A 23,009-nucleotide genomic window follows, 5' to 3' on the forward strand; every position below is an offset into this window, starting at 1 on the left:
GCTCTATCCACACGCTGGCTAATGCTATTTTCCGAGGTCAAAGGTCGATGACGAGTTTACGGAAGCGGTTTGAGTCGCGCGCCATGAACGCCTTGCGATGGCTGGTAGACATGGATCGACTGACGAAGTTCTCCGTCGTCCTGATCGCCGATGCGTTGTCATGCATAGCGGCAGTCTGGATCAGTTTTTCACTACGCTTGGGGGAATGGGATCTTTGGAGCTCGGCAATCGGCACGATGATGGCGATAACGCTCCCATTGTGGTTGGCGATCTTCCTGTGGCGCGGAACCTACCAATATGTAGTCCGCTTCTCGGGCCTGGGCACGATGATCGACATCGCAACGTCCTGCCTGTTGATGATGATCATCCTGGCGTCGATCTTTCTGATCCACACTCCAGCAGGGGTTCCCCGTACGGTCGCCGTCATTCAACCGCTCGTCTTTGCGGTCTTGCTAATGGTGAGCAGGGTGATTGCACGCTACGCGCTGTTCGATCTCCTCAACCAGCGCGAGTTCATCGGAAACCTGCACAGGGTGCTGATCTATGGTGCCGGATCGGCCGGACGGCAGCTTGCCGTTTCACTGCGGCATGAAGCCAATATGACGCTGTGTGGCTATATCGACGACGATCGCCGACTGACAGGCAAGCGATTGGACCGTGTACGCGTCCATAACAGCGAGGACGTGACCAGGTTGATCGAGAGCCTGTCTGTCGACACCGTGTTTCTCGCCCTCCCTCGTATCTCGCGCAAAGAGCGCGAGACGATCGTGCGAAAATTCGAAAACGTCTCCGTGCGCGTCATGATCCTGCCGGCCATGGGCGACCTGCTGACGGGATCGATTTCGGTTGGTGATCTTCGTCAGATCGAGATCACCGATCTGCTTGGACGAGATCCGGTACCGCCCAACCAACTGCTGCTTCGTCACACGGTCGAACGTCGCAAGATCATGGTCACGGGTGCGGGTGGCTCGATCGGCAGCGAATTGTGCCGACAGATCAGCAGGCTCAATCCCGCCCAGATCATTCTGGTCGAAATGACCGAGCACGCCCTTTACACGATCGAAGGCGAACTACGCGAAGCGCAACGTGGCGGGCAGCTCGGTGCCGACGTCTCCATCCATGCGGAACTTGGCAACGTCGCGGACGAGGACGCCGTACACAGGCTGTTCCATCGCTGGCGGCCGGATACGGTCTTTCACGCAGCGGCATACAAGCACGTGCCGCTGGTCGAGGAGAACGTGATCGCAGGAATGCGGAACAATATCTTCGGCACCCTGAACTGCGCCTTGGAAGCGCAACGCGTAGGGACCCGCCATTTCATCCTTGTCAGCACCGACAAGGCAGTCCGGCCGACCAACGTCATGGGAGCCAGCAAGCGCGTATGCGAGTTGATCCTTCAAGGGCTGGCTACGCGCGATGACGAGACCCGTTTTGCCATCGTCAGGTTCGGTAACGTGCTGGGCTCCAGTGGATCGGTAGTTCCGCGCTTCCAACGACAGATCCGGGCAGGGGGGCCCGTGACCCTGACCCATCGTGACGTCACTCGATACTTCATGACCATTCCCGAAGCGGCCCAATTGGTCATCCAGGCAGCCGGCATGGCCGAGGGGGGTGAGGTGTATGTACTCGACATGGGAGAGCCGATCAGGATCTATGATCTGGCTCGAGCGATGATAAACCTGTCGGGCCTCACGATCCGCGACACATCCTCGCCAGAGGGCGATATCGAAATTTGCGAGATCGGCCTGCGTAAGGGCGAAAAGCTGTACGAGGAAATCCTGATCGGTAATTCTCCCAAACCTACGCACCATCCACGGATCATGCAGGCGCGGGAAGACCTGATCCCTTTGGACGTGCTATCCGCCAAACTCGACCGGCTAAGTGCCGTGTTGAAGCAAGGGGACCAGGCCGACGCGCTGAGAATGTTGAGCTTTCTGGTTCCCGAATTTGTTGGCGAACAGTCCAGCAATCGTGTCGTCCAGATGGTGAACGAGGGTGGGATGGCATAAACGTGGTTTCGCGCCGCGACCGTATGATCTAGGGGGCAGCGCCATGCCTTCGCGTCGTTCCGGTCTCTTCCCTCGTCCCAGCCTGCCCCTCACCCTCTTCTGGGCGTTGCTGGCATGTGTTTGGCTGGCGGGCGGCGCTTCGCGACCGGATGTTCTGGGGCAGGTCGTCGTCCGTGGCACCGCATGGACGCTGCTAGTGGTTTTGGCCCTGTTCGGCCCCCGTCTGTCGTTCGTCGGCTCCAGACCAGTCCTCGTGTTCCTGTTCGCGGCGCTGGCGCTGGCGCTGCTTCAGCTTGTGCCACTTCCGGCCGATGTCTGGCAGAACCTTCCCGGTCGTCGCCCATTGGCAGGGGCGATACTCGCGAGCGGCCAGTCGCTGTCCTGGGGGCAATGGTCGATGGTGCCACAGGCCACGCTGAATGCCGCTGGTTCACTCGTCGTGCCCTTTGCCACGCTACTGCTCCTGCTGGGAATACAGGAATCCGAACGACGCCTTGTCATCACCACGCTGCTGACGTTCATCGGTGCTTCGATGATTATTGGATTGCTGCAATTCTCGACCGGCGCATTCAATAACGTCTTCGTCAACGATACACGTGGCGTGATTTCCGGCATGTTCGCCAACCGCAATCATTTCGCTTTGCTGCTGGCGATAGGATGCCTGTTAGCGCCGGTTTGGGCGTCGGAAAGCCGGAACGTCTTATCGTGGCGGGCGGCGCCGGCAGCCGGACTGGCATTGCTTTTCCTTCTGACCCTCTTGGCGACCGGTTCCCGGGCGGGGCTGGTGCTGGGAATCCTGGGAATATTGCTCGGCCTGCTGATTTCGGGCCGAACGATTCGCCGCGCATTGAAACGCTATCCTTCTTGGGTTTTTCCAGCTCTGATGACAGGTGTCGTCGGCATCGGTGCGATCGGCGTGCTGGCCAGCGTCGTCGCCGGTCGGGCGGAATCCATCAACCGCTTCTTCGCCATGGACCAGGGCCAGGATATGCGGATGCGAGGGCTGCCAATCGTATGGCAGATGACCCGGGATTATTTTCCGGTTGGAACGGGACTTGGCACCTTTGATCCCGTCTTTCGCATGTATGAACCCATGGCATTGTTGAAACCGACCTATTTTAACCATGCCCACAACGATTTCCTCGAAATCGTTCTGACAGGCGGATTGCCGGGATTACTGCTGCTTGGGGCAGCGGTTGGTTGGTGGATTTGGGCCAGTGTCGGGGCATGGAAGGCGCGAAGCGCAGGCTCGGTACTGCCAATATCGGGGTCGGCGATATTGTTTCTGATCCTCGTCGCCAGCGTATTCGACTATCCCGCCCGTACGCCCACGATCATGGCGTTCATCGTGATCGCGGCAACCTGGCTTTCGGCTCACGGACGCGCAGGTTCATCAGCTTTACCGCAAGAGCGTGCGTCCCTATGATCGTCCCGTTCCCTTTCAGTTGGAAAGCTCCCCGCCAAGATGCGTAACGCCGTGACCATTCTGTTCATGATGATTGCCTTGACGGCGTGCAATCGTCGCGAGCCGCTACAATCGAGCTCTCGTCTTACCGTCGTCGACGACAGTACGACTCTTCCTCCACCGGAACGGTTGGATCTGACCGCCGCGGATCGACCCGCGTTGATCGGTCCGCTGGATACGATCCAGGTTGATGTCTTCAATGTTCCCGACTTGAGCCGTGAGATACAGGTTGATGCCGGCGGCCAGATCGCGATGCCGCTGATCGGTACGATCGATGCTCGAGGACGCACTGCTCAGGAACTGGGCACCGCGATCGAGACCGCGTTGCGCAAGCGCTATGTCCGTGAACCGGAAGTTACCGTCAACATCAAGAGTTCCATCAGCCAAGTTGTCACGATCGACGGCCAGGTCGTAGAACCGGGTCTGTATCCCGTCACCAATCAGATGACGTTGCTGCGAGCAGTCGCATCCGCAAAGGGACTAAGTGAGTTCGCACGACAGGATGATGTCGTTATTTTACGTACCGTCAATGGCCGCAGGATGGCCGGCCTGTACAATGTCAGCGCGATCCGTCGTGGTGCATATGACGATCCCCCCATCTATGCCAACGATCTGATCGTCGTGGGAGACTCTCCGCAGCGGCGTCTTTTCCGTGATTTCGTGTCGCTGGCTCCGCTTCTTGCGGCCCCCCTCATCGCCATCCTGCAGTAAGGTTCCGAAGTTCAATGAATCTGGTCACGTCCAATCCGCTTGGCGGTTCAGACAATTCATCTCGGCTGTCGGCTGACCTTCAGGGTGCCGAGCCGGATCGTCCATCGATCCTGCGCCAATATCTGCGTATCGCACTTCGTTGGCGATATGTGATCATTGGCGCGGTGATCGGGTGCGTTCTTATTGGATTGATCGCGACGCTGCTGACCACGCCGAAATATACGGCGACCGCAACCGTTGAGATTGCGCGAGAGGCCAGCAAAGTCACCGATTTCCAAGGCGTGGAGCGTGAAGGCAGCACCCTTGATCAGGAATTCTATCAGACCCAGTATGGCCTGCTGAAGTCACGCGCATTGTCGGAACGGGTCGCAACCCAGTTACGCTTTGTCGACGATCCCAAGTTTTTTGAACTGTTTGGCCACAGCAGCAAGGAACAGGCATTCCAGATCGTCAATGGTCGCTTCCCCGCCGCCGGAAGAGCCGAGCGGCAGCGCGTTGCTGGTGAGATTCTGCTGCGCAACCTGTCGATCAACCCCACGCGCATGTCACGTCTCGTGGATGTGGCGTTTACGAGCCCGGATTCGGCGCTATCGGCACGGGTCGCCAACGCCTGGGCGGATAGCTTCATCCAGATCAATCTGGAACGAAAGGTTCAGGCGACATCCTATGGGCGCAACCTGCTCCAGCGCCAGTTGGCCCTACAAAAGGAGCGGCTCGATGAAAGCCAGCGTCAACTGGTCGCCTATGCATCAGCGCAGGAAATCATCAACTTGCCGGCTCAGGGCAGTGGATCATCCGGAGCGACAACGTCGGAACGCTCGATCGTCGCCGACGATCTAGCCGCGTTGAACGCCGTATTGTCACAGGCTACCGCAGACCGCATCCAGGCCGAGGCGCGCTATCAACAGGGAGGCCGCTCCGGTGCATCGACCGAGGCATTGCGCAACCCGGCGATCAACAGCTTGCGTCAGCGTCGAGCGGAACTGGCTGCTGATTACCAGCGGCTGATGGTTCAGTTCGAACCTGCCTATCCGGCCGCACGCGCCATCCAATCCCAAATCGACCAGCTCGATCGTTCGATCGCTCGTGAAGAAGGCCGGGTATCCGGCTCCATCGTTGCCGAGTACAATGAAGCACGGCAGCGTGAAAGCGCGCTCCAGCAGCGCGTCAATCAATTGAAGGCAAGTTACCTCGACAATCGTCGGCGCAGCATTCAGTACAATATCTACCAGCAGGAGGTGGATACCAACCGCGCACTTTATGATGGCCTGCTACAGCGGTTCAAGGAAATCGGCATTGCCGGCGGCGTGGGCGTCAACAACGTTTCCGTTGTCGATCCCGCGGAGGAGCCACAAAGTCCGTCCAGCCCCCTGCTTCTGATCAATCTGATCGTCTCGGTCCTTGTCGGATTGGGATTGGGTGCGCTTGCGGCATTCGCGCTGGAGCAGATGGACGAAGCGTTCGCCGACCCGGCCGAGGTGGAAAGGCGCCTTGGCCTCCCACTGCTGGGCTCGGTGCCCAAGGTGGACGACAAGACGTCGCCGTACAACGAACTGCTCGATCGCAAGTCCGACCTCGTCGACTCCTATTTGGCCATCAACACCAACCTGGGCTTCACGACGGAGCACGGCGTACCGCGAACCTTCTCGGTCACTTCGACACGACCGGCCGAAGGCAAGTCGATTACGTCGCTTGCGCTTGCGACCATGCTGGCGCGTGCTGGTAAGCGCGTGATCCTTGTCGACGGCGACATGCGCTCGCCCTCCATCCATCACTTGGGTGGTGTCAGCCACGATCGCGGTCTCAGCAACTTTCTGGCCGGCGACGATGCATTGGATGCGTTGCTTTTCCCAATGAACGATCTCGGCTTCGACGCGATGTCGGCAGGCCCGATCCCACCCAACGCAGCAGAACTGCTGACCGGCAACCGTCTGTCGGTACTGCTAGATCGGCTACTCGAGCGATACGATCATGTGGTCGTAGATTCCCCGCCGGTCATGGGGCTAGCCGATGCGCCACTGATTGCGAACAGAGTGGAAGGCGTGGTGTATGCGGTTGAATCGCATGGCATCCGTGCAACCTTGGTAAAAACGGCTCTTGCGCGACTTTCCAGCGCCAATGCGCGGATATTCGGCGGCATTCTGACAAAGTTCGAAGCCCGCAAATCACATTACGGCTACGGCTATGATTACGGCTATGGTTACGGTCGGGACAAAGAAGCGAAAGATTGAGTAGACGCATGTCTCGCCGACGCACTACTCGACGTTCATCGTCTGAATGGATGGCACGGAGCGCGATCGCCGCGACCGTGGCGATTGTCGGCGGCTTTGCGGTGACGTTCTCGCTCGCTCAGGTCGTCGCTGGCCGCAATCCAGCTCTTGCTTATAATCTGGCCTCTTACGATGGGCGGATTACAGCTAGATATGCCGCCGCTTTGACCCGGGATGGATCCAGCGCCGCAGACCAGCAACGTTCGGACGCCCTTGCCCGACACGCACTGTTGCAGGATCCAATGGCGGTAACCGCCTTGTCGGTATTGGGGTTCAATGCTGATCTGCGCGGCGATCGGATTGCTGCGCAACGGATGTTCAGCCGTGCCCAGACAATGTCGCGACGTGATGTACGCACGCAGTTGTGGATGATTGAGTACGCGGTCGGCCAGAACGATATCCCTGAAGCGCTCGATCAGTATGACATGACCTTGCGGGTCTTTCCCTCACTGGGCGCGTTGCTGTACCCGATTTTGGCACAAGCCAGCGACGATCCGGATATTCGCCGCGAGCTTGTCAAAACGCTGGCCCGCAGAACCTCTTGGAGTGAAAGCTTCATCTCTTATGCAGGGCGAAGTGGCTCCGATCCTCGGGTGACTGCAACGCTGTTCTCGGATTTGCGCCGCGCTGGCGTGAATGTACCTCCTACCGCGCGTGCAACAGTTGTCGATGCCCTGATCGCCAGCGGACAAACGGAAGCCGCATGGCAATATTATGCTGCCGATCGCCCGGGCGCTGACCGCCAGCGATCACGCGACACCGACTTTGCCGCCGCCTTGGATTCGCCCTCGCAATTTGATTGGGTTCCAACCAACGGCGAAGGTATAGCGACCTCCATCTCCGATGGAACTTTCGACTTTACCGTGCCGGCAAGCGTCGGTGGTACGCTGCTGCGGCAGGTTCAGCTTCTGCCTCCTGGTGACTATCGATTGAGTGGTCGAAACGAGTTGGACGATCAAGCGTCTGCCGCGCTACCATATTGGACGTTGGCATGTCAGAACGGCCGCGAACTGGGTCGTATTACTTTGGCCAGTTCCGTCGGGACAAAGGGGCCGTTCTCAGGGTCGTTCCGCGTACCAACGGGTTGCCCGGTGCAAACACTGATGCTGGTTACGCAGCCGTCGGAAGCGATTGCCGGCCTGACAGGACGCATTGACCGGATCGAGCTTGGTCCGGTTTCTCGATGATGCTACCTGGCGGGAGCGTTGAATCCTGCCGCCAAGAGCATGTTCTCGATAACAGTCCGACTACTTTGACGGTACGAAGTTAACGGCCTTCGCCGTCCAGATCCAACAGTCGCGGGCGAGGATATCCGCCCCCGCCGGCTTCAATATGGCATTCAGACCCATAGACCAGACACGGGCATGTCTCGTCTTGAGGTCGCGTCCAATCTCTTCTCGCTTATTCCGGCGAAGTGCCTTCGTCGCCTGTCAGCGACACCGTGCTCGAACCACTGCCCGATACCAAACCAGTCCCGGCAGTACCACTCACTTTACCCAATCCGTTCACGGTGCCGCTCGTGCCATTTACCCGGTCGCGGACCGATCCGACCGGGCCTTGGGCACGATCGCGTGTACCGCCAACGGCGCCCTGCACCCGGTCGCGTGCCGCGCCGGCGGTGTCGCGCACTGCATCGGTACCGATCAGCTGCGCATCGACGCTGCCACCGGCGTTGCCCGATCCACTGCCCGAACCACCGAGCGTGCCGCCCAGCGCCTGTGCGGTGCCGTCGATCGCGCCGTCGCCGCGGGCCGAGCCGCCGCCGCGCACCCGGCCGCTGCGGCGGTCGACCTGACGTTCGGTGGTCACTTCGCCGCCGCCGCGGCGGGCGGTGCGGGCGGTGGTGTCGGCGCGGTCGCGCACCCGCTCGATGGTCGGGCTGAGCCCACGGTCGAAGGTGCCACCGGCCGTGCCGCCGAGCCCGCCGCTGAGGCTCCCGCCCAGCCCGCCGCCGCCGCCACCGCCGCCCAGCAGCTGCGCCGACGCGGGGGTGGCGATCGCGGCAGCCAGTGCGGCACCCATCAGGAACATGGTCTTCATCGCGGTTCTCCTTTGTTCGTGCGCCGCGTGCAGGCGCTTCGGGAAGGAGAACGGGTGCCGCTTTCGCTTTAATCCCGGCGGATGCGATTTTTTCCGAAGGTCACCGCGCGACCGTCCTGCAATCCCCGCACACCACCCCGCGCCCGGTGCGGCCCCCCGCCCCCTTCGCCTCGCGGTCGAGCGTCTTGAGCGCCGCCGCGGCATCGCCGGCCCATGCCGCCGATAGCCGCGCAGCGACCAGCGGGGCAGCGAACGACGTGCCGCGCACCGGCTTCGCGCTTCCGCCAGCATCCAGCGCCAGCATGTCCGCCCCCGGCGCGGCATAGTCGAGATGGCACGCCCGCCCCGCCTCCAGCAGCACCCGCCCGCGTCCGTCGACCCCGGTGACGGCGATCGCCTGCGGGTAGCTCGCCGGATAGGCGGGCGGTGCGGCGGGGCCGTTATTGCCGACCGCCGCGACCACCAATGTCCCCCGCGCCCGCGCCGCGGCGACGAAGCGGCCGAGCAGCGCATTGTCGGGGCCGGCGAGGCTCATCACCACCACCGGCACCCTCGCCTGCACCATCCACGCCAGCGCACGGGCGAGCGCGCTGGCGCTGCCGCCCGCCGGATCGCTGCCATAGACGTCGGCGACGTGCAGCTGGGCGCCGGCCGCGCTGGCCTTGATCCCGCCGCCACCGGTCAGCAGCGATGCGACCGCCATGCCGTGGTCGCTGGCGCGCGGCGCACCGGCGGCAAAGCCCTGTTGCGCGGCCAACCCCGGCGTCCCCGCCGCCACGCCGCCGTCGATGATGCCGATCCGTTTGGGGCCGGTACCGGGGGCAAGGCGTCCCCCGCCCCCTTCCCGTACCCCGGCGAAGGCCGGGGTCCAGTTACGGAACGGTCGTTGGTGACCATCGGCGTCCCCCAACTGGACCCCGGCCTCCGCCGGGGTACGAGAAGAAGGGGCCGACGCCACCCCACTCGCGCTATACAACGGGTCGAGCGTCACCCGGTCGCCACCGACGATCCGGCCGAGCCGCCGCGCCGCCTCCACCGCCGACAGCCCGGCGGGTACGCGCAGCCGGGCAAAGCCGATGCCGAGATCGTCGTAGCGCTCGCTCTCGATCACCGAAAAACCCGCCCGCTGCGCCAATTCCAGCACCGCCGGATCGGGATCGGCCAGCGTCACCTCGCCCGCACGCACCGGATTGTCGTCGCGGTCCAGCTCGATCCGGTCGGGAAAGCGCCGCGCGAGGTCGCGGGCACGCTCGACCGACTGCCGCACCAGCTGCCGCGCCTCCGCCGCCGCGCCATCGAGCGGCAGCGCCCCCCGGATGCCGCCCACCGCCGTACCGACCCGCCCGGGCAGCTGCGGCAGTTGCGGGACCTGTGGCAACAACTGCGCCGACGCCGCCGTCGGCAGGGCCAGCGCGAGGGCCATGCATCGCAGAAATCTGGCGCCGGCCATCACGCTCTCCCTCGCCCGGCACATGCCGGCCGCATCGGTACGCCGGAATGGCGCGTGGCCGGAAGAAAGATTGGTTCACGCGAAGGCGCGAAGGGCGCGGAGGGGGTGCGCTTGCCGCCAGCGCGGTCCTTTCCCATCAGCCATTCGATGACAGGGCCCCGCTGCCCGAAGCGTAACCCCTCCGCGCCCTTCGCGCCTTCGCGTGAAACCATCACTTCTTTCCCTTTCCGGGGATCGTACGAAGATCGTATCCGATCGCCACTAGGATTTTCCATCGTCATGCCGGATGAAACGGGCGACGCCATCCGTTTCATCCGGGAAGCGACGAAAGGACCAGGGTTGCGCTTCGAGGACGAGCTGGTTTCCCATCTGCCCCGGTTGCGGCGCGTGGCGCATGCGCTGGCGCGCGTGCCTGCCGATGCCGACGACCTGTTGCAGGCGGCGGTGGAGCGCGCGCTGATGCGCCGCGACCAATGGCAACCGGGCACCAGGCTGGATGCATGGGCGATCCGCATCCTGCGCAACCTGTGGATCGACACGGTCCGGGCACAGGGCCGGCGGCGCGAAACCTTCGTGCCGCCGGAGGAAGGCGACGCCGTGGGACGGCAGGGCGAACAGGAGACGGCGGTGGAACTGCACAATATCGGCCGGGCGATGGGCACGCTGCCCCCCGAACAGCGCGAGGTGATCGCGCTGGTGATGGTGGAGGGCTTTGCGTATCGCGAAGCCGCCGACATCCTCGACATCCCCATCGGCACGCTCACCTCGCGTCTGGTGCGCGGACGCGAGGCGTTGCTGACGGCACTGGGAGAAGCGGCATGACGATCGATCCCGAAACGCTCGCCGCCTATGCCGATGGCGAACTCGACCCGTTGAGCGCCAGGCGCGTCGAACGGGCGATCGCCGACGATCCGGCGTTCGCCGCAGAGGTCGAACGCCACCATGCGCTGACCGCGCGGCTGCGGGGGAGCTTTGCGACCCTCGACACGCAACCGATGCCTGCCGGGGTCGAGGCCTTATTCGCGCGACCGGATAACGTCGTGGCGTTCCCGGTCCGTAAGCCTGCACCCAAGCCGCAGCGCTGGTGGGGTGCGATCGCCGCCAGCCTCGTCGCCGGGCTGTTGCTGGGACAACTGGTACCGCGGTCGGGCAGCGATCTGGGGTTCGAGGGCGGCACGGCGGTCGCGCAAGGCAACCTCGCCCGCGCGCTCGACACGCAGTTCGCCTCGACGCAGGGGGCACAGGCGCCGGTAAAGATCGGCATCACCTTCCGTGACCGCGCCGGCGCGCTGTGCCGCACGTTCGAGACCGGCACCACCGGCGGCATCGCCTGTGCGGGCAACAAAGGCCTATGGCGGGTGCAGGCACTGCAGGGCGGCGCCGAGACGACCACCACCGCCTATGCCCAGGCCGGATCGCCGATCGCGGCGGTGCTGGCACAGGCGCAGGCGATGGCGGCCGGCGACCCGCTCGATGCGGCAGGGGAGGCGGCGGCGCTGAAAGGGCGGTAGAGGTGACCAGCAGCGGGGATGCTCCATCCTCCCCCGCCACGAACGTCATCCAAGCGCAGGCTGGGATCTCCCCGTTGGGACACGGCACGCGCGCCACCTGGAGACCCCAGCCTGCGCTGGGGTGACGCATGGGGAATGGTCTCCCCCCGTTCGGGTCGAGAAACTCCGCCGCCTACGCCCCCGGTCGCAACTGGCGCAGCCGCTCCCGCGCCCCCGCGAGCACAGCGGCATGGATCGCCTCCGGAAACCCCGCCGGCAACCCCGCTTCCACCGCCGCAAAGGCCGCATCGAACCCGGCATGCAACTCCGCCATCGCCGCTTCGACCGCCGCCACTGCCAGCCCGGCAGCGCGACCCGTTTCGACGAAATGCCGGCCATGCAGGTCGCCGATGCGATATTTGCGCGACGTGCCGACTGCCATCGCCAGCTTGAACTGGTTACACCCGATCTGGTGCGCGGCAAGGCTCGGCTGCGCACTCAGCACGTCGTACAGCGGGGTCAGCCGAAACCGCCCGCCGGGCGACAGGAAGATACTGAAATTCTTGGCATGACCATCGGTCGCGCCGATCAGCCAGAACAGCATCTGCGCCTTCAAAAAGGTCAGCCGGTCGCCATTGGGATCGTCGCTGCCCTCCAGCAGCTTCGCGACATCGACGATCCCCGGCCCGCCTTCGCTTTCATATTTGGCGGTGGGCGGGACCGACAACGCCTGGCACATATCCTCCTGCGGCAACCGCAACAGCCGCCCGTCGCCGGTCCGGCGCCGGTCGAACCGTTCGACCGCCAGCACGCAGGTATCGCCAAAGCACACGATCTCCGCCGCGTTCACCTTTAGCCCGAACGCGGCGAGCAGCTTCAGGCAGTAATATTCGTTCTCGACGCTGTCCGACAGGTCGATGCCGTTTGGCAACGCGCCGATCTGCGGCTTCAATATATGCGTCGTCGGCGTGGTGCCGATCGGCTTCATCCATTGCCCGTCATGGTACAGCAGCGCGGTCTTTTCCTGCGCGCCCGCAACCGAAATGCGGAACGCGGCATCGCGGTCGAGGCCGAGCGGCGCGCGCGTCAGATCGGCGATGATCGCGGCGACCTGCGCATCGTCGATGGCCACGCCGGCCACGCCCATGGCGTCGGGCGGATCGACATCGTTGGGCACGAACTGCAACGCGCCGACGCAATCGCGGCCGATTTCGCTCAGCAGGCTGAACGCATCGGTCCCCTGCGCCCCGACCCGTTCGGCGACACGGGTGCGGATCGGCGGGGAATCCGGCAACAGGTTTTCGAACACCGCCAGCACCCGGTCGCCATGATAGCCGCCGGGGCGCAGCGGCAGCGACAGCGACACCGGAATCGCCCGGTCCAGCGCCAGCCAGGCATCGACATAGGCGAATTCGATCGCGCCGCTCGACTGCCGCGTCAGCCGCCCGACATGGCGGTTGTTGAGGAAGACGTTGAGCGGCGCCCGCGCCGACCGGCGCGTCATCCGATCAGGTCCTCGATATCCTCGTCACTGCCCTGCGACCGGGGGGCGACGGTCAGTTCGAGATCGAGCGCGGCCAGCACCGCGCACAGCGTTTCGATCCGGGTCGCGCCCTGCCCGGTTTCGATCTGAGAGATCGTCGCCTGCCGCACGCCGGTCCGCCGGGCGAGCAGGGTCTGGGTAAAGCCAAGCTGCAGGCGATAGCGGCGCAACGCCTCCCCCAGCTGCTTCGGGGTACGGGCGAGAAGAGACGACGAAACCATCGGCAGTTAATACGCCAACCGGTATAAACAAACAATATACGGCGTGGCGTATATATCCACATTATACGCCAGAGCGTATTGCTGGTACCCTCCCCGATCGCCGATGTAGTTCGCCCAAGGCCAATGATTCACCCGCCCACTCAAACCCGTCGCACTGATTCAGACAATCCATCGGACGGCACCCTCAACCGCGCGTAGACTCGCCGCCATGGACCTCCCCTTCACCCCGATCGAACTGACCGCCCGCGATCCTGCGCGCGGGCTGGCGCGGCGGTGGCGGGTGGCGGCCTATCGCGACCTGTTCGGCACGCTGCTGGTCGAGACGCAATGGGGCCGGATCGGCAGCGGCGGGCAAAGGCTGGTGCGTGCCTTTGCCGACGAAGCCGCAGCACTCGCCCATGTCCGCGCGTTGCTGCGCCGCCGCGCAGGTGCAGTGCGGCGGATCGGGGTGGCCTATGCCTGACCTTTGGGGGGCGGATATTCGGATACCCCCAAGCAAAACTACCCGCCCCCTAAATCCCTACGCTATTGATGGATATATCGCACCGCGTCATTCTCCCAGCAAAATACAGGGAGATACGCATGGCATTGTCGTTGGCGCTGATTCTGGCGCAGGTCGCCGCTCCGACCGCGTCCGAACCGGTCGCGCCCGTGCAGAGCGCCCCTTCCGACCCGCAAACGTCCGAGGAAACCCGCGCCGACACCGGCCGCCTCGCTCCGGCGCAGAGCGGCGGCGAGATCGTCGTGACCGCGCGGCGCCGCGCCGAAACGGTGCAGCAGGTGCCGATCGCGATGTCGGTGATCGGCGGCACGACGCTGGCCGATACCGGCGCGTACAACGTCAGCCGCCTGACCCAGCTGCAGCCGACGCTGCAATTCTATTCGACCAACCCGCGCAATTCCGCCGCCAACATCCGCGGGCTCGGCGCGCCGTTCGGGCTGACCAACGACGGCATCGAACAGGGCGTCGGCATCTATGTCGACGGCGTATATTACAGCCGCATCGCCTCGGCGACGTTCGACTTCACCGACACCGAACGCATCGAAGTCCTGCGCGGGCCACAGGGCACGCTGTACGGCAAGAACACGACCGCCGGCGCGATCAACATCACCACCCGCCGGCCCAGCTTCACCCCCGAGGCCCGCGTCGAACTGACCACCGGCAATTACGACTTCATCCAGGCCAAGGCGTCGGCCTCCGGCCCGATCGTCGACGGCAAGCTCGCGGCGCGCATCTCCGCCTCGGTCACGTCGCGCCGGGGCACGATCCGCAACACCGTGCTGGGCGGCTATGCCAATGCGCAGGACAATCGGAGCGTGCGCGGCCAGCTGCTATGGACGCCGGCGCCGAACCTCGATGTCACGCTCTACGGCGATTACGGCCACCAGAACCCCGATTGCTGCGCCCAGATCTTCGCGCGGGTCGGCCAGACGCAGCGCCCGCTGAGCCGCCAGTTCGACCAGCTCGCCGCCGCGTTCGGCTATGCCCCGCCGTCGCGCAACGCGTTCGACCGGTTGACCGACCTCGACACGCCGCTGCGCGCGCGACAGGAGCTGGGCGGCGTCTCGCTGGTTGCCAACCTCGATCTGGGCGCGGCGACGCTCACCTCGGTCAGCGCGTGGCGCTTCTGGGACTGGGACCCGTCGAACGACCGCGACTTCACCGGGCTGCCGATCACCACCGTGTCGGCCAATCCGTCGCAGCAGCGCCAATGGAGCCAGGAACTGCGCATCGCATCCAACGGCAAGCGCGCGATCGATTACGTCGCCGGGCTGTTCTATTTCCACCAGACGATCGATACGCAGGGGTTGCAGGTCCAAGGCCCGGCCGCCTCGCGCTTCCTGCTCAATCCCGGCAATCCGCCCTTCGGTACCAATGGCTGCGCCACCGCCACGACCAATGCATGCAACCCGGCGGTGCTGAACGGCCTGACCGCGCGCAACACCATCGGCTTTTCCAACACCAGCGCGGCGGTGTTCGGCAAGCTGACCTGGCATCTGACCGACGCGCTGTCGATCGCGCCGGGCGTGCGGGTGAATTACGACAAGAAGACCGGCGATTACGTGTCGGTGGTGACGACCGGCACCGGCGCGCTGCTCAACTGCGCACCTGCGGCCCAGACGGCGAGCAGCGTCACCCGCGACCGCTGCGGCGTGCTGGCGCCGCAGAGCTACCGACCCGATTTCGACGACTGGAACGTGTCGGGCGACGTCACCATCGCCTATGACGTGGCGCGCGACATCCATGCCTACGCGACCTATGCGCGGAGCTACAAATCGGGCGGCATCAACCTGTCGGGACTGCCGCTCGACGCCAGCAACAGCCCGATCCTGGCGGCCGCGCAGGTGAAGCCCGAACAGGTCAACCATTATGAGGTGGGCCTCAAGACCCAGTGGCTCGACCGGCGGATCACCGCGAACCTCGCCGCCTTCTGGACCGACATCAGCGACTATCAGGCGACGGTGACCAACGGTCAGCTGGGCGTGCTGCGCGGCTACCTTGCCAATGCCGAGGCGGTGCGCACGCGCGGCATCGAGCTCGACACCGCCTTCCGCCCGACCGAGCGGCTGAACCTCTACGCCAACGCCGCATACACCGACGCGAAGTACGTCCGCTTCGTCGACGCCCCCTGCCCGCCCGAACTGTCGGGCGGCAGTGCACCGGCGGCGGGTCAGAGCCCCAGCGCGCCCGGCACGCCCGGCGGCATTAGCCCGTCGGCCTGCGACGTATCGGGACAGCGCCTGCCCGGCATCTCGAAATGGGCGTTCAGCTACGGCGCCGAATATGCCCTGCCGGCAAAGATCGGCGACACCGACGGCAACGCGTATCTCGGCTATGACGGCAGCTACCGCTCGCGCTTCTCGTCCAATCCGTCGCCCTCGGCCTACACCTATATCGACGGCTACAGCATCTCGAACTTCCGCCTCGGCTACCGCGCCGATGCCGGATGGAACGCGTTCCTGTGGCTGCGCAACGCCTTCGACCAGAATTACTACGAACTGCTCGCGACCCAGTCGGGCAATACCGGCTTGATTGTGGGCCAACCCGGCGATCCGCGCACCTATGGCGTGACGATCTCGGCGTCGTTCTGAGCTTGTTGCGGGCGGCCTTGCGTTCCGATGATCCTCTTCCAAGATCATCGGAGCGCAAGGCCGGCCAAGGAACGCAGCGGGACGACGCGGGTTCTCGGCATGGAGGAACCACGCAATGGTCCAAGCGAGAAGGTTGACCGCCGCCGAACAGGGCCTTGCGCGCACGGTCTATGCCTCCACGATTCCGTTCGACCGCGTCTATGTCACCAATCTCGAACTGGGTTCTGCCGTCACGCTGGCCGGCATGGATCTGTCCACGGGCAAGTTCGACTACACCATCAACTGGACGGACGGATTTGGCGGCATCATGACCGATGCCGAACGCCGGGCCACGCTGATCCACGAACTATGCCATGTATGGCAGGGCGAAAATGGCGTCTGGCCGACCTTCTACATGGGCCAATCGCTCTGGTCGCAGCTGTCCAGCGGCGTCGAGGACATCTGGAAGAAACGCAAATGGCGGGGATGGGGTACCCACCGCAGTACCGCCTATAAATTCCCCCGTTCGGCCATTGGCAATCCATGGACCAGCTTCAACGTCGAGCAGCAGGCTTCGCTGGTCGAAAGTTGGTTCATGCCGGAACGAGACCGTATACGACCTGCGGGACCGGGCCGTGTCTTCATCTCGGACTTCGGCGACGGCGTATTCGGTGGCGATCGATCGCCATGGGACGCGCGCTTTCCCTATATCCGCGACGTCATCCGGGCGCGTAATCGCCGTGCCGCCTATCGAGCGCTCACCTTGCCCGGCGGCGGTGACCCGCAGGTAAAGGCGATGCAGGACCGGTTGGTCGCGTTGGGTTACCTTGAGGCACGCCATGCCGATGGCCTGGTCGGGCGCAGCAAGAGTGCTACCCTTGACGCAGTCCAGGCTTTCCAGCGTAGTAACGGCTTGAAACCCGATCGTGATCTGGGGGGCCCAAACAGCCAGACCCGCCAACGCCTCGCATTGCCGGCCGCGAAGCTGGTGCGCGCTCGATGACGCGCGCCCTTGCGATCGCCGCCCTGATCCTGCTCGCCGCGTGCAGCCGCAGTAGCGGTGGTCCGCTGGAGCCGGTGGAGGCCCCCGGCGTACAGCTGTCGAAGGACGCCGATGGCAAGACCGCGGCGACGATCCGGACGGCGTCCGTGTCGGCCAGCGTCACCGCGCACTGGTCCGATACCGGCGGCCAGTCGGCGAATGTCGTCTACGCCAATCGCGGCAGCGTGCCGGTACGCATCGACCTGGGCACCCTGACGATGACCGGTCCGGCGGGGGAAGCGGTGATCATGTCCGCCGCCGACGTCACGGATACCGACCTGCTCGACGCCCGCACCGACAACGACGACGCCCACCCCCTTCTGCAACGCGATGCATCCGGGACGGCCAGCGGCGTACTGGAGCTTCCCCCCGGCACCGAACGCCAGGTCGATGCGCAGCTCAGCCCCTTTTCGAACACGACCGCCGCCAAGGGCGGCAACGCCATCACCCTGCGGCTGCCGATGCCGGATGCGGCGCGCGACATACGGTTCGTCGCCCGCAAACCTTCGCTGCTGCCGTTATAAAGGATCATCGGCGGCCCGAGCATATCCGGATCGATCGGGTCGCTCTGGCACACGATGTCCGCCCCCTCACCCCGTTCCAGAAGCGCGGTCAGGTCGGGCGCGATCATCGGCGCGTCCTCGTCGAGGAACAGCGATCCCGTCGCGACCAGATACAATGCCAGCCCATCCGTGCCCTCGCCGTACACGATCAACTCCCCGCCGCCATTGCCGCCTATCGCGACCGCACCCGGCAGGCTGGCCGACACGCCATAGGCATCGTCCATGCCGATCGCTTCGTACGGTCCCCACAGTTGCAACTCGCCGCGGCGCTGCCACAGTAGGACGATGCCGGTCGCCTGCCGCACGATCGACAGATAACCGGGCGGCGGTTCGGCATGGCGCGCCACGAACCGTGCGATCTCCGCCGCGGTCGCGGGCGGGCCATAGGCGTGGAGGTGATAGTCAGGCGCGAACGACAGCATCATCCGTCCCGCTGCGCGAGTGACGCGCGGCGGATGCGCGATCAATCGTCCCACCCCGCCGCATCCCCCCCGGCGAACGATGCGAGCAGCGCAGCGCCCGGCTCACGCAGCGCCTTCGGCACGGCGGCCAGCGCCGGATCGTCGATCCGCATCGCCGGCAACCGCGTCGCCAGCATTTCGGCCAGCGTCCGCGCCTGATGCCGGTCGCGGCGCTGCTTCACCACGTCACGATCGTCACGGCCGGCGATCCATAGCTTGTGGCACAGGAAGGCGCGGGGATCGGGCACCGCCATCCACAATGGAAATCCCCGCTCGTCGATGACGATCCGTTCGATCACCGGCACGTTTTCCAGCCAGGCCAGCCCGGCAATCTCCACCGCGACCAGATCGTCGGCCGGATCGCCGATCCGTGCTAGGCTGCGCGCATCGGCGGAAAAGCGCATCGCCGGGGTGATGAGGTCGACCATATAGCCCGTGTCGTTGACCGCCCGGAAACTGCCCGGCCCGGTAGGCTGGAAGCTGCTATCCAGCCCCTGCAACAGTCCGATCAGCCCGTCCGCCCGCACATCGCCGACGATCTTCAACGATCTGCGCGCATCGTACAGGATGTCGATGTCCATCGTGGTCATCGCTTCCGCGCCCAGTTGCACGCCGCCCATCATTTCATAGGCATAGAGTGCATGGGTGCCGACGATCTTCAGCCCTTTGCCCAGCATCCCGTCCCGGTCGAGCCGGCGAATGATCCGCGCCGATGTGACCGGCACCCGGCCGAGGCGCAGCGCCCGATTGACCGGTGCCATCTCGCGCAGCCGCTGGTCGAGCCGGTCGCGCCGTTCGCGCAATGCCGCTCGCCCGGTATGGAAGGCGGCATGCGCCTCGTGCGTGCGATCGTCCTCACTCCCCAGGCTTTTCCAGACGCCGTCGGTCTTGCGGTACAGATAGGTCCGTTCCTTGACCGTCTTCCACGTCATCGACCCGGCATAGCGCGTCGCCAGTTCGCGGGTCGTGTCGCGATAGGTGGCATAAAGCTGCTCGCAATCGATCAGTTGCCGGGTCTGCTGTGCGCTCAAGTCCAACATACCGTTACGGTTATCCCTTTTCCGACGATGTTCAAACCAAAAGGGATAACGCCCTTGGCGGGGAAAGCGCACCCACCCCTTCGGGCACCCGCCGGAACCCTTGCCCCGCCCGCTCGCTCACACCACCATGACCGACGAACCCCTTCGCCCCGGCCGGGCCGTGCCCAGCGGCCGCCTGTCGCGCCTGTCCGGTTTCGGGCGTCTTGCCGGCGGAATCGCGGGCGGGATGCTCGCCGAGGGGGCGCGGCGCATCGCCAGCGGGGAGCGGCCGCGGATGGGCGACATGATCCTCACCCCCGCCAATGCGAAACGCATGGCCGACCGGCTGTCGCACCTGCGCGGCGCGGCGATGAAGCTCGGGCAGATGATCTCGATGGATGCCGGCGACCTGTTGCCGCCCGAACTCACCACGATCCTTGGCGCATTGCGCAACCAGGGGCAGACCATGCCGCCCGCGCAGCTCGACAAGCTGCTGGTCGCCGAATGGGGGCCGCAATGGCGGGGCAAGCTCGCCAAGTTCGACGCCAACCCGATCGCCGCCGCCTCGATCGGGCAGGTCCACCGCGCCGAGCTGGCCGATGGGCGGCGCCTCGCGATCAAGGTGCAATATCCGGGTGTGCGCGAGAGTATCGATGCCGATGTCGACAATGTCGCCACGCTGCTGCGCGTGTCGAACCTGCTGCCGCGCGAACTGGACCTCAAACCGCTGCTGGCCGAGGCCAAGCGCCAACTGGCCGACGAAGCCGATTACGCGCGCGAGGCCGCGGCGATGCGCCGCTATGCCGCGCGGCTCGATGGCGACCCGCGCTATGCGGTACCGCTGCCGGTCGAAGCGCTGACGACGTCGCGCATCCTCGCCATGGACTATATGGACGGCACCCCGATCGAGAACCTCGCCACCGCGCCGCAGCCGACGCGCGACTCGGCGATGACCACGCTGATCGAGCTGGTATTGCGCGAGCTGTTCGATTTCGGCGAGATGCAGACCGACCCCAATTTCGCGAACTATCGCTGGCAGGCCGATACCGGCCGCGTCGTGCTGCTCGATTTCGGGGCGACGCGGGACGTCCCGGCCGACACCGCCGACGCGTACCGCCGCCTGATCGCCGCCGGCCTTACCCACGACCGCGACACCATCCGCGACGTGGCGGTCGAAACCGGCTTTCTGGGCGAAGCGGCGGTACGCGCGCACCGCCCGGCGGTCGACCGGATCATCGCCGCTGTCGACGACGCGATGGCCCGCCCGGGTCCGTTCGACTTCGGCGACCGCGCCTTCGTGCCGGTCGTGCGCGAGGAAGCGAAGACCCTCGCCGCCGACCGCGCGACATGGCACGTGCCGCATGTCGAAACGCTGTTCGTCCAGCGCAAGATCAGTGGCACCGCGCTGCTGGGCGCACGACTGAAGGCGCGGGTCGATGTGCGGGGGCTGGCGGCGCAGGCGACAGGTCGACGTGTCGACATGTAGATCATGTGTCAGGTGAGTTGATCTGGCACTCTTTTCCAAAATGACAATCTTTGCCATATCCGACCCGGAGGTTCCTTATGGCATCGATGAACATCTCGCTCCCCGATCCCTTGCGCGCGCAGGTGCAGGCCCGGATCGACAGTGGCCACTATGCCAGCGCCAGCGACTATGTCCGCGACCTGATCCGCCGCGATCAACACGCCATTGATGACGAGGCCCGCTGGCTGCGTGATCTCGACGCATCGATTGCCGACAGCCTTGCCGAAATGCGTGCCGGCGGTGGTATCGATCTCGACACCGCCTGCGATGCGGTGCTTGCCGGCCTCGCTGCGGACGGGCGCCCTGCGTGAAACGGGTCGTCCTGTCGACCCGCGCCCATGCCGACCTGGCTGCTATCGGCCGCTTCATTGCCGAGGACAATCCACCCCGCGCCGACACCTTCGTCACCCAACTGCGGACGGTCGCGGCAGGGCTGGCCGACATGCCCCACGCCTTTCCCCTGGTGCCTCGCTACGAACGTGACGGCATTCGCCGATGGTCGTGGAAGGGCTATGGCATCCTCTATTCCGCGCTTCCCGACTGCATCTTCGTCCATCGTATCCCGGGACCGGGACAGGACCATGATCGCGCGCTCCGGCTGCGCTAACAAACCGCCTTTCCTACACGCTTTCGCTACGCCATGCCCCCCCCGGTTCGCTCCGACCGGTACCGGCGCGCACAGCCCGCCCACAACCCGCCACACGAAACCGTGGCGAGTGTGAACTTCGTGAACTTTGAAAGTCCGGCGTGTCAGTCCGACCCGAAAATATCCCGCGTGAACAACCGGTCGCCGATATCGGCCAGCTCAGGCGCGGCGCGGTTGGCGATGACGACGTCGCACTCGGCCTTGAACGCGTTCAGATCCTTCACGACGCGCGACCCGAAGAACAGGTCGTCGTCGAGGCTCGGTTCGTACACGACGACCTCGATCCCCTTGGCCTTCACCCGCTTCATGATCCCCTGGATCGACGACTGGCGGAAATTGTCCGATCCGGCCTTCATCGTCAGGCGATAGACGCCGACCTTCTTCGGGCGGCGCGCGATGATCTGGTCGGCGAGGAAGTCTTTGCGCGTACGGTTCGCGTCGACGATCGCGCGGATCAGGTTCTGCGGCACCTCGGAATAATTCGCCAGCAGCTGCTTGGTATCCTTGGGCAGGCAATAGCCGCCATAGCCGAAGCTGGGGTTGTTGTAGTGCATGCCGACCCGCGGATCGAGGCCGACGCCCTCGATGATCTGCTTGGTGTCCATGCCGCCGGCGATGGCATAGCTGTCGAGTTCGTTGAAGAAGGCGACGCGCATCGCGAGATAGGTGTTGGCGAACAGCTTGATCGCCTCCGCCTCGCGCGTGTCGGTGAACAGCACGGCCACGTCCTGCTTCTCCGCCCCCTGCAGCAGCAGGTCGGCAAAGATGCGCGCCCGGTCCGAGCGTTCGCCGACGATGATCCGCGACGGGTGGAGGTTGTCGTACAACGCCCGGCCCTCGCGCAGGAATTCGGGGCTGAACACCACGTTCGGCGCGTTCAGCCGTGTACGGACATCGTCGACGAAGCCGACCGGGATGGTCGACTTGATGACGATCGTCGCCTGCGGTGCGATCGTCGCGGCGCGGGTGATCACCGCCTCGACCGAGCTGGTGTTGAACTTGTCGGTTTCGACGTCGTAATTGGTCGGGGTGGCGACGATGACATAGTCGGCACCGTCCAGCGCCGCCTCGGCATCGGTGGTCGCGGTCAGGTCCAGCGTGCGCTGCTCAAGGAAGCGTTCCAGCTCGGCATCGACGATCGGCGACGTGCGATCGTTGACCAGCGCGACGCGCTCTTCCGAAATATCGACCGCGACGACCTGGTTATGCTGCGCCAGCAGCACCGCGTTCGACATGCCGACATAGCCGAGGCCAAAAACCGCGATCTTCATGATATATCCTTCGTCCACCCGGCGCACCGCCGCGTAACGATCCGCCTAGCCGCTGGAGTGGGCCGGCAACAAGCCCCTTGGGGTCCGGGCGGGGCATAACCGTGCTGCAGTGCGTCATACGCCGCAAAAAGTTCCCCGACATTCCCGCTTCGTACCCCGCCGTACCTACCGATCGCGGTACGGCGGCGCATAACATTTCGTTTAGCAACGC

20 protein-coding genes are annotated in these 23,009 nt (G+C 64.7%); 13 read left to right on the plus strand and 7 right to left on the minus strand.

Features of this window, described 5'->3' with window-relative positions:
- Positions 1-110 precede the first annotated feature (110 nt).
- From MF610_RS17020 to MF610_RS17040, 5 genes are read left to right on the plus strand one after another with little or no spacing between them, the layout of a single operon-like run.
- Positions 111-2,009 (plus strand): polysaccharide biosynthesis protein, encoded by a 1,899-nt coding sequence (locus tag MF610_RS17020; protein WP_242201510.1) that lies wholly within the window; start codon positions 111-113, stop codon positions 2,007-2,009.
- Positions 2,010-2,052: 43 nt separating this feature from the next.
- On the plus strand, positions 2,053-3,435 hold the full coding sequence (locus MF610_RS17025; RefSeq protein WP_242201512.1) for an O-antigen ligase family protein: 1,383 nt from the start codon (positions 2,053-2,055) through the stop codon (positions 3,433-3,435).
- A gap of 51 nt (positions 3,436-3,486) precedes the next feature.
- A complete protein-coding gene (locus tag MF610_RS17030) occupies positions 3,487-4,185 on the plus strand; it encodes a polysaccharide biosynthesis/export family protein (protein WP_242201513.1) in 699 nt (232 codons plus the stop codon).
- A gap of 14 nt (positions 4,186-4,199) precedes the next feature.
- Positions 4,200-6,416 (plus strand): GumC family protein, encoded by a 2,217-nt coding sequence (locus MF610_RS17035; RefSeq protein WP_242201514.1) that lies wholly within the window; start codon positions 4,200-4,202, stop codon positions 6,414-6,416.
- A gap of 50 nt (positions 6,417-6,466) precedes the next feature.
- Positions 6,467-7,642 (plus strand): hypothetical protein, encoded by a 1,176-nt coding sequence (locus MF610_RS17040; RefSeq protein WP_242201515.1) that lies wholly within the window; start codon positions 6,467-6,469, stop codon positions 7,640-7,642.
- A 214-nt stretch (positions 7,643-7,856) separates the two neighbouring features.
- Here MF610_RS17040 and MF610_RS17045 read toward each other — a convergent pair whose 3' ends face one another.
- Positions 7,857-8,495, minus strand: coding sequence for a hypothetical protein (locus MF610_RS17045; RefSeq protein WP_242201516.1), 639 nt, complete (start codon positions 8,493-8,495; stop codon positions 7,857-7,859).
- 100 nt (positions 8,496-8,595) lie between these two features.
- On the minus strand, positions 8,596-9,918 hold the full coding sequence (locus MF610_RS17050) for a S8 family serine peptidase (protein WP_242201517.1): 1,323 nt from the start codon (positions 9,916-9,918) through the stop codon (positions 8,596-8,598).
- 366 nt (positions 9,919-10,284) lie between these two features.
- On the opposite strand from MF610_RS17050, the gene MF610_RS17055 reads away from it, so the two are divergent.
- Both MF610_RS17055 and MF610_RS17060 read left to right on the plus strand, forming a co-directional pair.
- Positions 10,285-10,767 carry an RNA polymerase sigma factor gene (locus MF610_RS17055; RefSeq protein ID WP_242201518.1) on the plus strand — a complete coding sequence of 161 codons (483 nt, stop codon included), beginning with the start codon at positions 10,285-10,287 and terminating at the stop codon, positions 10,765-10,767.
- Complete coding sequence (locus tag MF610_RS17060; protein ID WP_242201519.1) at positions 10,764-11,456, plus strand: anti-sigma factor family protein; 693 nt, start codon at positions 10,764-10,766, stop codon at positions 11,454-11,456. The genes MF610_RS17055 and MF610_RS17060 overlap by 4 nt, the downstream gene beginning before the upstream one ends.
- 172 nt (positions 11,457-11,628) lie before the next feature.
- Here the strand turns inward: MF610_RS17060 and MF610_RS17065 are convergent, their stop codons facing one another.
- Positions 11,629-12,939: a type II toxin-antitoxin system HipA family toxin gene (locus MF610_RS17065; RefSeq protein ID WP_242201520.1), complete on the minus strand. Its 1,311-nt coding sequence runs from the start codon at positions 12,937-12,939 to the stop codon at positions 11,629-11,631.
- Positions 12,936-13,199, minus strand: a complete 264-nt coding sequence (locus MF610_RS17070) for a helix-turn-helix domain-containing protein (RefSeq protein ID WP_242201521.1) — start codon at positions 13,197-13,199, stop codon at positions 12,936-12,938. Before MF610_RS17070 ends, MF610_RS17065 begins: the two co-directional genes overlap by 4 nt.
- Before the next feature lie 208 nt (positions 13,200-13,407).
- On the opposite strand from MF610_RS17070, the gene MF610_RS17075 reads away from it, so the two are divergent.
- The 3 genes from MF610_RS17075 to MF610_RS17085 all read left to right on the plus strand — a co-directional run bounded on the left by MF610_RS17075 (position 13,408) and on the right by MF610_RS17085 (position 17,274).
- On the plus strand, positions 13,408-13,662 hold the full coding sequence (locus tag MF610_RS17075; protein ID WP_242201522.1) for a WGR domain-containing protein: 255 nt from the start codon (positions 13,408-13,410) through the stop codon (positions 13,660-13,662).
- A gap of 119 nt (positions 13,663-13,781) precedes the next feature.
- A complete protein-coding gene (locus MF610_RS17080; RefSeq protein ID WP_242201523.1) occupies positions 13,782-16,292 on the plus strand; it encodes a TonB-dependent receptor in 2,511 nt (836 codons plus the stop codon).
- 133 nt (positions 16,293-16,425) lie between these two features.
- Entirely contained in the window at positions 16,426-17,274 is an 849-nt protein-coding gene (locus tag MF610_RS17085) for a peptidoglycan-binding domain-containing protein (protein WP_242201524.1), read from the plus strand.
- A gap of 205 nt (positions 17,275-17,479) precedes the next feature.
- Here the strand turns inward: MF610_RS17085 and MF610_RS17090 are convergent, their stop codons facing one another.
- Both MF610_RS17090 and MF610_RS17095 read right to left on the minus strand, forming a co-directional pair.
- The gene (locus tag MF610_RS17090) at positions 17,480-18,352 is read right to left on the minus strand and encodes a hypothetical protein (RefSeq protein ID WP_242201525.1); all 873 of its coding nucleotides are present in this window, start codon (positions 18,350-18,352) and stop codon (positions 17,480-17,482) included.
- A complete protein-coding gene (locus MF610_RS17095; RefSeq protein ID WP_242201526.1) occupies positions 18,340-19,377 on the minus strand; it encodes a GSU2403 family nucleotidyltransferase fold protein in 1,038 nt (345 codons plus the stop codon). The genes MF610_RS17090 and MF610_RS17095 overlap by 13 nt, the downstream gene beginning before the upstream one ends.
- A gap of 127 nt (positions 19,378-19,504) precedes the next feature.
- Here MF610_RS17095 and MF610_RS17100 point away from each other — a divergent pair, with 127 nt between their 5' ends.
- The 3 genes from MF610_RS17100 to MF610_RS17110 all read left to right on the plus strand — a co-directional run bounded on the left by MF610_RS17100 (position 19,505) and on the right by MF610_RS17110 (position 21,488).
- A complete protein-coding gene (locus tag MF610_RS17100; RefSeq protein WP_242201527.1) occupies positions 19,505-20,842 on the plus strand; it encodes an ABC1 kinase family protein in 1,338 nt (445 codons plus the stop codon).
- Between the two features lie 86 nt (positions 20,843-20,928).
- A complete protein-coding gene (locus MF610_RS17105; RefSeq protein WP_422635947.1) occupies positions 20,929-21,192 on the plus strand; it encodes a ribbon-helix-helix domain-containing protein in 264 nt (87 codons plus the stop codon).
- Positions 21,189-21,488 (plus strand): type II toxin-antitoxin system RelE/ParE family toxin, encoded by a 300-nt coding sequence (locus MF610_RS17110; protein WP_242201529.1) that lies wholly within the window; start codon positions 21,189-21,191, stop codon positions 21,486-21,488. Before MF610_RS17105 ends, MF610_RS17110 begins: the two co-directional genes overlap by 4 nt.
- Positions 21,489-21,631: 143 nt before the next feature.
- On the opposite strand, the gene MF610_RS17115 is transcribed toward MF610_RS17110, so the two are convergent.
- Positions 21,632-22,798: a nucleotide sugar dehydrogenase gene (locus MF610_RS17115; protein ID WP_242201530.1), complete on the minus strand. Its 1,167-nt coding sequence runs from the start codon at positions 22,796-22,798 to the stop codon at positions 21,632-21,634.
- Between the last annotated feature and the right edge of the window lie 211 nt (positions 22,799-23,009).

The organism is Sphingomonas hankookensis, from assembly GCF_022664465.1.
In the GTDB taxonomy this organism is placed as follows: domain Bacteria; phylum Pseudomonadota; class Alphaproteobacteria; order Sphingomonadales; family Sphingomonadaceae; genus Sphingomonas; species Sphingomonas hankookensis.

Bases quoted from the DNA above. Each gene is read 5' to 3' on its own strand.
- MF610_RS17100 (WP_242201527.1), top strand. From the start codon at position 19,505: ATGACCGACGAACCCCTTCGCCCCGGCCGGGCCGTGCCCAGCGGCCGC.
- MF610_RS17070 (WP_242201521.1), bottom strand. From the start codon at position 13,199: ATGGTTTCGTCGTCTCTTCTCGCCCGTACCCCGAAGCAGCTGGGGGAG.
- MF610_RS17025 (WP_242201512.1), top strand. From the start codon at position 2,053: ATGCCTTCGCGTCGTTCCGGTCTCTTCCCTCGTCCCAGCCTGCCCCTC.
- MF610_RS17105 (WP_422635947.1), top strand. From the start codon at position 20,929: ATGAACATCTCGCTCCCCGATCCCTTGCGCGCGCAGGTGCAGGCCCGG.
- MF610_RS17080 (WP_242201523.1), top strand. From the start codon at position 13,782: ATGGCATTGTCGTTGGCGCTGATTCTGGCGCAGGTCGCCGCTCCGACC.
- MF610_RS17045 (WP_242201516.1), bottom strand. From the start codon at position 8,495: ATGAAGACCATGTTCCTGATGGGTGCCGCACTGGCTGCCGCGATCGCC.
- MF610_RS17095 (WP_242201526.1), bottom strand. From the start codon at position 19,377: ATGTTGGACTTGAGCGCACAGCAGACCCGGCAACTGATCGATTGCGAG.
- MF610_RS17040 (WP_242201515.1), top strand. From the start codon at position 6,467: ATGGCACGGAGCGCGATCGCCGCGACCGTGGCGATTGTCGGCGGCTTT.
- MF610_RS17075 (WP_242201522.1), top strand. From the start codon at position 13,408: ATGGACCTCCCCTTCACCCCGATCGAACTGACCGCCCGCGATCCTGCG.
- MF610_RS17115 (WP_242201530.1), bottom strand. From the start codon at position 22,798: ATGAAGATCGCGGTTTTTGGCCTCGGCTATGTCGGCATGTCGAACGCG.
- MF610_RS17035 (WP_242201514.1), top strand. From the start codon at position 4,200: ATGAATCTGGTCACGTCCAATCCGCTTGGCGGTTCAGACAATTCATCT.
- MF610_RS17020 (WP_242201510.1), top strand. From the start codon at position 111: ATGGATCGACTGACGAAGTTCTCCGTCGTCCTGATCGCCGATGCGTTG.
- MF610_RS17060 (WP_242201519.1), top strand. From the start codon at position 10,764: ATGACGATCGATCCCGAAACGCTCGCCGCCTATGCCGATGGCGAACTC.
- MF610_RS17065 (WP_242201520.1), bottom strand. From the start codon at position 12,939: ATGACGCGCCGGTCGGCGCGGGCGCCGCTCAACGTCTTCCTCAACAAC.
- MF610_RS17050 (WP_242201517.1), bottom strand. From the start codon at position 9,918: ATGGCCCTCGCGCTGGCCCTGCCGACGGCGGCGTCGGCGCAGTTGTTG.